The 6,681-nt window shown below is 72.4% G+C and carries 8 protein-coding genes; 2 read left to right on the top strand and 6 right to left on the bottom strand.

Features of this window, described 5'->3' with window-relative positions; translation table 11 throughout:
• From SACAZDRAFT_RS23415 to SACAZDRAFT_RS16525, 6 genes are all read right to left on the bottom strand, one after another.
• Window positions 1–1,389: WXG100-like domain-containing protein (locus SACAZDRAFT_RS23415; RefSeq protein ID WP_005443586.1), on the bottom strand; the 1,389-nt coding region annotated here is incomplete at its 3' end.
• 10 nt (window positions 1,390–1,399) lie between these two features.
• The gene (locus SACAZDRAFT_RS16545) at window positions 1,400–1,732 is read right to left on the bottom strand and encodes a PE domain-containing protein (protein ID WP_005443585.1); all 333 of its coding nucleotides are present in this window, start codon (window positions 1,730–1,732) and stop codon (window positions 1,400–1,402) included.
• A complete protein-coding gene (locus SACAZDRAFT_RS16540) occupies window positions 1,729–2,169 on the bottom strand; it encodes a YbaB/EbfC family nucleoid-associated protein (protein ID WP_005443583.1) in 441 nt (146 codons plus the stop codon). Before SACAZDRAFT_RS16540 ends, SACAZDRAFT_RS16545 begins: the two co-directional genes overlap by 4 nt.
• 136 nt (window positions 2,170–2,305) lie before the next feature.
• The gene (locus tag SACAZDRAFT_RS16535) at window positions 2,306–3,250 is read right to left on the bottom strand and encodes a hydroxymethylglutaryl-CoA lyase (RefSeq protein ID WP_005443582.1); all 945 of its coding nucleotides are present in this window, start codon (window positions 3,248–3,250) and stop codon (window positions 2,306–2,308) included.
• Window positions 3,237–3,830 carry a PH domain-containing protein gene (locus SACAZDRAFT_RS16530; protein WP_232286288.1) on the bottom strand — a complete coding sequence of 198 codons (594 nt, stop codon included), beginning with the start codon at window positions 3,828–3,830 and terminating at the stop codon, window positions 3,237–3,239. The genes SACAZDRAFT_RS16535 and SACAZDRAFT_RS16530 overlap by 14 nt, the downstream gene beginning before the upstream one ends.
• A gap of 83 nt (window positions 3,831–3,913) precedes the next feature.
• A complete protein-coding gene (locus tag SACAZDRAFT_RS16525; protein ID WP_040927799.1) occupies window positions 3,914–4,747 on the bottom strand; it encodes a biotin--[acetyl-CoA-carboxylase] ligase in 834 nt (277 codons plus the stop codon).
• Between the two features lie 101 nt (window positions 4,748–4,848).
• Between SACAZDRAFT_RS16525 and SACAZDRAFT_RS16520 the strand changes: the two genes are divergently transcribed.
• Both SACAZDRAFT_RS16520 and SACAZDRAFT_RS22590 read left to right on the top strand, forming a co-directional pair.
• Window positions 4,849–6,489 (top strand): acyl-CoA carboxylase subunit beta, encoded by a 1,641-nt coding sequence (locus tag SACAZDRAFT_RS16520; RefSeq protein ID WP_005443579.1) that lies wholly within the window; start codon window positions 4,849–4,851, stop codon window positions 6,487–6,489.
• Between the two features lie 46 nt (window positions 6,490–6,535).
• Window positions 6,536–6,681 (top strand): acyl-CoA carboxylase subunit epsilon (locus SACAZDRAFT_RS22590; RefSeq protein WP_005443578.1); only part of this gene is annotated, 146 nt, incomplete at its 3' end.

Genomic DNA, 6,681 nt, shown 5'->3' with positions numbered 1-6,681 from the left:
TCCCCCGGACGAGGCCGGAGGCGGATGCCCCGGATACGGCGCGTTCCACGCCGCCCCCGGTGCCTGCGGTGCTCCGGGCGCCGCGGCGGGAGCACGCCCCTGCGGGGCCGCGGTGTTGTATCCGGGCGGTACCGCGCCGAAGGCGCCCTGCTGTCCTCCCGGAACCGGGGGCACGGGAGGTCGCTGAGCGTGTTGTGGGCCCCACGCCGCCGGGGGCGCGAACGGCGCCGGTTGAGCCACCGGATTCGGTCCCGGCATCGGCTGCGGCGCGACGTGGACGCCCGGGTTCTGCATGGGGTTGGGCACGGGGTTCGGCCCCGGCATTCCCGGGTGCGGCATCGGATTCGCCGCGACCGACGGTGCCAGGCCGGAGAGGTGGGTGTGCCCGGTCGCGGGTCCGGCGGCGACCTCGGGCGGGCGGAAGGCCGTCCCACTGGGCGGTGTCGGGGCATCGGCACCGACGCCGGGAAAGACCTGCCCGCGCGGAGGCGTCGGCAGTTGCGTCAGCGCGATCGGGCCGGTGTCCTCCGACGCCAGCACGTCCTCGGGCACCACACCGGGGCTCACGTTCCCACCCGGGTCGGCGTCCGCCCCGTCCCGGGCGTCCTCGGACACCCCGTCCGCGCCGACGCCTCCGACGACCTCGCCCACGTCGCCCCCGAGCTGTGCGGCGACCGCACCGAGCCCCTCGGCAGCGACGAGACCGTGAGAACTCGGGTCGCCTGAGCCGTCGGAGCCATCGGAACCATCGGCGCCGGGGTCACCGCCGAACTCGGCCAGAGCTCGCACCCCGTCGAGCGGCTCGCCGAGCCCGTCCTCGCCGAGCCGGCCCGGTGCCCCCGCCAGGTCGTCGACCGACTCCGACGCCGTGCTCAACGGCTGTCCCACCGCCTCGGGCGAGCCCACCGCGTCGACCAACCCTTCGGTCACCATCCCGAGCTCACGTGCCGCACCGCGCAACACCGTGTCGACTCCCAGCAGGGCCGCCGGATGTCCGGCATCGGCGGCGACGACGGCGGCGTCGCGCGTGTTCGCCGCGGCCACGAGCTGCCGGACGATCTCCACCTTCGCCCTGCCCACCTGTTCAGCGGCGTGGTCGAGCCGATCCGCCGCTCGGGTGGCACCGCGCACGGCCTCGGCGAGCAGTCCCGAATCGGCGTCGCCGAGCGTCGCCCATCGACGCCGGGCGGCGTCCGCCGCACCGCCCGACATCGCGCCGAGCGCCCTCTCCGCGCACGCGTCGGCATCGCCCGCCAGGGCCGTCAACTCCCGGGCGGCCCTGCGCCACACCTCGGCCTGCTCGCGCAACGCGTCCTCGTCCGCCTCCGGCCAGCTCACCCCGGTGACCTCGGCCATCGCGGCCAGTTCGGGGGGAAGTTCGATGCCCATCGGCCCTCCCCTACCGCGTGTGATCCGGCTGCTCGACCGCCCGCACCGCGTCCGCGGCGTCGGTGTCGGCGGTGCCGTACGCCGTCGACGCCTCCCGCAGTGCGGCGCCGAACTGCTCGAACGCCTCGGCGACCTCGGCTGTCTGCGCCCTCGCCCGGTCGGCCGCCTCGACGTGAACGGCGGCGAAACTCTCGCCCACGGCGTCGGAGCCCCACGGCCGCGGCGCCGCGTCGAGAGCGTCGGCCAGGTCCCTGGCGACGGTCCGCGCCCGCTCGGCCAGCGCCGTGAACTCCCCCGCCTCGGCCGCGAGCCTGCGCGGGTCGGCCTCGAATCCGCCGCTCATCGGGTCTTCGACCATTCGCTGTCGTCGAGCCAGTTCTGGTCCTCGAACCCGGCGTCGTCGTCCTCCTCGTCTCCGACGGCGAGCTCGTCGTCGGAGAGGTCCGCGGTGCCCGACAACACCGCACCGGGATCGGCGCTGCGGCCCAACGCGGGCGCCAGGATCTCCTCCGCCCCGCTGAACGCCTCCGCCGTGGCCTCCTTCGCCGCCCGCACGATGTGCGCCGCGAGCTCCGACGGGCGGTACCGCGTGTAGGCCTCGGCGTCGAGGACCAGGTCGGTGAGCTCGCCCCGCGCGCCGACCGTCGCGGTCACGAGTCCGTCCGCGCTCTGCGCGGTGGCGCTGACCCGCGCCAACTGCTGATGCACGTCCGCGAGCTGCGCCCGACTACGGCGATAGTCGGCGAGCAGCTCCTCCACTTGCAGTCGATGCTCGGTCACGGCCTCTCCCCCCGACGTCGAAGGGTCACTGATGTCAGCAGTGGCCCCGGATTGGACGTGTACGGCGCCGGATCGGTTCCCCGACCCACGGCACCCCATCGGCACGTCCCTCCGGCGGCTTGACCGGCGACCGACGTTACCCCGCGAGCGCCCGGACCACGCGCGACGGACTCGGCCGCCCGAGCCGCGTCGCCATCCAGGCACTGGTCTCGACCAGCGCGTCGAAATCGACACCGTGCTCGATGCCGAGCCCGTCGAGCAACCACACGAGGTCCTCGGTGGCGAGGTTCCCGGTGGCGGACTCCGCGTACGGGCAGCCGCCGAGGCCACCCGCCGACGAATCCACCGTGGTGACGCCCTTGCGCAGCGCGGCGAGCGTGTTGGCCAGCGCCTGGCCGTAGGTGTCGTGGAAGTGCACCGCGAGGTCGCCGATCGCGACCCCGCTCTCGGTGAACGCGTCGAGCACCCGCTCGACACTCGCCGCGGTGGCCACGCCGATGGTGTCGCCGAGCGAGAGCTGCGAGCAGCCCGCGTCGAGCAGCCGCTTCCCGACGGCCACTACCTGTTCCGGCGCGACGGCGCCCTCCCACGGGTCGCCGAAGCACATCGAGACGTAGCCCCTGACGTCGAGACCCGACTCCCGCGCCCGTGCGATCACCGGCTCGAACATCGCGAACTGGGCGTCGAGACCCGAGTTCAGGTTTCGGCGCGCGAACGTCTCGGTGGCGCTGGCGAACACGGCGACGTGGGTCACGCCCGCCGCGAGAGCCCGGTCGAGCCCACGCTCGTTGGGCACCAGCACCGGGTACCGCACACCGTCGCGCCGGTCCAGCCGGGCCAGCAGCTCCTCGGCGTCGGCGAGCTGCGGCACCCACTTCGGGTGCACGAAGCTCGTGGCCTCCAGCGTGGTCAGGCCCGCTCGCGCCAGCCGGTCGAGGAACTCGACCTTGACCTCGACGGGCACGACCTCCGTCTCGTTCTGCAGGCCGTCGCGCGGACCGACCTCCCAGATCTCGACCCGCGACGGGAGCGACTCGCCCGAGCCGAGCCGTTCGGGCAGCCCCAGCTCACGCACGCCCATAACGCTCCTGCCGCCCGTCCTCGGGTTGGAACGCGCCCTGCCCGCGACCGCCCCGCGCGTCGAAGTCGTCGTAGGGGTTGTCGTTGACCTGGCGGTAGATGTAGGTGTGCATCTGCTCGACCTGCGGGATGTCGTCGAAGGTGAGCGGCTCGTCCGACGCGGACTCGATCACGAGCGTGCCGCACCCGAAGATCCGGTCGACGAGCCCGTGCTCGAACCGGACGCTGTGGATGCGCTGCATCGGGATGTCGATGCCCGTGCGCTTGATCACGCCCTCCCGGACGATCACGCGGTCGGTGGTGACGACGAAGTGCGTCGTACGCCACCGCACGAACGGCACGAGGAAGAGCCAGATCACCAGGATGCCGCCGACAGCGGCCACCGCGATCAGCCCCACCATGTCCCACGGCGGCTCCAGATCGCGGGCCCACACGGCGGCCGCGACCGCCGCGGCCACGATCAGCACGAGCGCGAGCACCGGGAAGACGAGCATCTTGAAGTGCGGATGTTTGTGCGCCACGACCTGCTCGCCCTCGCTGAGCAAACTGTCGGGATAGGCCACCTCGTCAACCCCCACCACTCGTCCGTCGTCGTGGGCCTCACCGTACCGCGTGCGCGGCTCGCCCACTCCGCCGTTTCGAGAGGTTGTGGACTACTCGTGGACTACTCGGACACGGCCCTCAGGTGGATCACGTCGGCCGCGTACACGGAGCGCCTGCGGCCGCCTTCGTCGTCCACCACGAGTGCGCCGCTCGGGTCGACGTCCACGACCGTGGCCAGGCGGGCGCGTCCGCCCGCGACCTCCAGCCGCACCTGCTGTCCCAGGGTGGCGCAGCGCGCGCGGTAGTCGTCCAGGAGCCCGGCCGCCGCGAGGTCGCCACGGGCCCGGCGCCACGGCAGTTCCCGTTCGTGCAACGCCGCCAGCAACAACGCGGCGACGTCGGTGCGGTCGGTGATACGCGCACCCTGCTCGGCCAGCGAGGTGGCGGGCAGCCCGCCCGGCCCCGGCCGCACCGGCTCCCGCATCGGCAGGACGTTGAGGCCGATGCCCAGCACCACCGCCTGCTCGTCGGAGGGGACGGTCTCGGCGAGCACTCCGGCGCACTTCGCGCGGCCGGGACCCGCGAGGACGTCGTTGGGCCACTTCAGCACGGCGTCGACGCCCAGCTCCGCCGTGACGTCGGTCAGCGCGAGCCCGGCCACGATCGCGAGCGAGCCCAGAGCCGCCATGGGCACCTCGGCGGGCCGCAGCAACACACTCAGGTAGATGCCCTGCCCGGGTGGTGAGGCCCAGTCCCGGCCCCGCCGCCCGGAACCCGCGGTCTGCTCCTCGGCGAGCAACACGGTCCGGTCCGGCTGCCCCGCGGCCACCGCCGCCCGCAGATCGGCATTGGTGGAGCCGGTCCGGGCGACGACGTCGAGGGAGGCGTAGGGCCCGACCGGGGCGAGCAGGAGCGAGCGCAGACGGCCCGCGTCGAGGTGTCGCGACGCTGTCACACACCTCACCCTAGACAGCGAGGCGATCACCGCGGAGGAGCGCGGTGAGATTGCCAACGCAATCCGCTGCCGAGCCCGCGAGCTGATTAAGCTCGGCGTCCATGAGCAGCGCGACGGAGCCACTCGGGACGCCACCGGCGGAGGAGCCGGACATCCACACGACGGCGGGCAAGCTCGCCGACCTGTACCGCCGCGATTCCGAAGCCGTGCACGCGGGCTCGGCGCGCGCCGTCGAACGCCAGCACGCGAAGGGCAAGAAGACCGCCCGCGAGCGCATCGACCTCCTGCTCGATCCGGGGTCCTTCGTGGAGCTGGACGCACTCGCCCGCCACCGCTCCACCAACTTCGGACAGGACCGCAACCGGCCCTACGGCGACGGCGTCGTCACCGGCTACGGCACGATCGACGGTCGCCCGGTGTGCGTGTTCAGCCAGGACGTCACCGTGTTCGGCGGTTCGCTCGGCGAGGTCTACGGCGAGAAGATCGTGAAGGTCATGGACCTCGCCATGAAGACCGGCCGGCCGATCATCGGCATCAACGAGGGCGGCGGCGCCCGCATCCAGGAGGGCGTGGTCTCGCTCGGCCTCTACGCCGAGATCTTCCGTCGCAACACGCACGCGTCCGGCGTGATCCCGCAGATCTCGCTGATCATGGGCGCCAACGCGGGCGGGCACGTGTACTCGCCCGCGCTCACCGACTTCGTGGTGATGGTCGACAAGACGTCGCAGATGTTCATCACCGGACCCGACGTCATCAAGACGGTGACCGGGGAGGAGGTGACGCTGGAGGACCTCGGCGGCGGGCGGACGCACAACACGAAGTCGGGCAACGCCCACTACCTCGCCTCCGACGAGGAGGACGCCGTCTCCTACGTCAAGGAGCTGCTGTCGTACCTGCCGTCGAACAACCTCTCCGAGCCGCCGGTCTTCGACACTGCCGAACCCGGGTCCGGCTCGATCGCCGACGACCTCACCGACTCCGACCGCGAGCTCGACACGCTCATCCCGGACTCGGCCAACCAGCCGTACGACATGCACGAGGTCATCTCGCGAGTCGTGGACGACGGCGACTTCTGCGAGGTCCACGAGCTGTTCGCGCCCAACGTGATCGTCGGTTTCGGCCGCGTCGAGGGGCGCAGCGTGGGCGTGGTCGCCAACCAGCCGACGCAGTTCGCCGGGTGCCTCGACATCAACGCCTCGGAGAAGGCCGCCCGCTTCGTCCGCACCTGCGACGCGTTCAACATCCCCGTGCTCACGTTCGTGGACGTGCCGGGCTTCCTGCCGGGCACCGACCAGGAGTGGAACGGCATCATCCGGCGCGGCGCCAAGCTGCTCTACGCCTACGCCGAGGCCACGGTCCCGCTGGTCACGGTCATCACGCGCAAGGCCTACGGCGGCGCGTACGACGTCATGGGCTCCAAGCACCTCGGGGCGGACATCAACATCGCGTGGCCGACGGCCCAGATCGCGGTGATGGGCGCGCAGGGCGCGGCCAACATCGTGCACCGCAAGCGGCTGGCCCAGGCCGCCGAGGCCGGCGAGGACGTCGAGGCGCTGCGCACCGAGCTGATCCAGGAGTACGAGGACACGCTCTGCAACCCCTACGTGGCCGCCGAGCGTGGGTACGTGGACAGCGTCATCCCGCCCTCGCACACCCGTGGCCACGTCGCCCGGGCTCTGCGGTTGCTGCAGGACAAGCGGGAGACCCTGCCACCCAAGAAGCACGGCAACATCCCGCTGTGACAGCCCACCCGGTCCGGGTGTGCCCGCGCGAGCAGAGAGGTGGTCGATGACGCACAGGGCCGAGTCGACGAAGGCGACGGGGTCGACCGAGACGACGGAGACCTCCGACGAGCGCACGCACCCGCTGCTGCGCGTCGTGAAGGGTTCTCCCACCGACGACGAGCTGGCCGCGCTGACCGCCGTCGTGGGGGC

It is taken from the genome of Saccharomonospora azurea NA-128, from assembly GCF_000231055.2.
GTDB lineage: Bacteria > Actinomycetota > Actinomycetes > Mycobacteriales > Pseudonocardiaceae > Saccharomonospora > Saccharomonospora azurea.
This window is presented reverse-complemented; position numbering and strand designations above follow the sequence as displayed.

Bases quoted from the DNA above. Each gene is read 5' to 3' on its own strand.
- SACAZDRAFT_RS16545 (WP_005443585.1), bottom strand. From the start codon at position 1,732: ATGAGCGGCGGATTCGAGGCCGACCCGCGCAGGCTCGCGGCCGAGGCG.
- SACAZDRAFT_RS16535 (WP_005443582.1), bottom strand. From the start codon at position 3,250: ATGGGCGTGCGTGAGCTGGGGCTGCCCGAACGGCTCGGCTCGGGCGAG.
- SACAZDRAFT_RS16520 (WP_005443579.1), top strand. From the start codon at position 4,849: ATGAGCAGCGCGACGGAGCCACTCGGGACGCCACCGGCGGAGGAGCCG.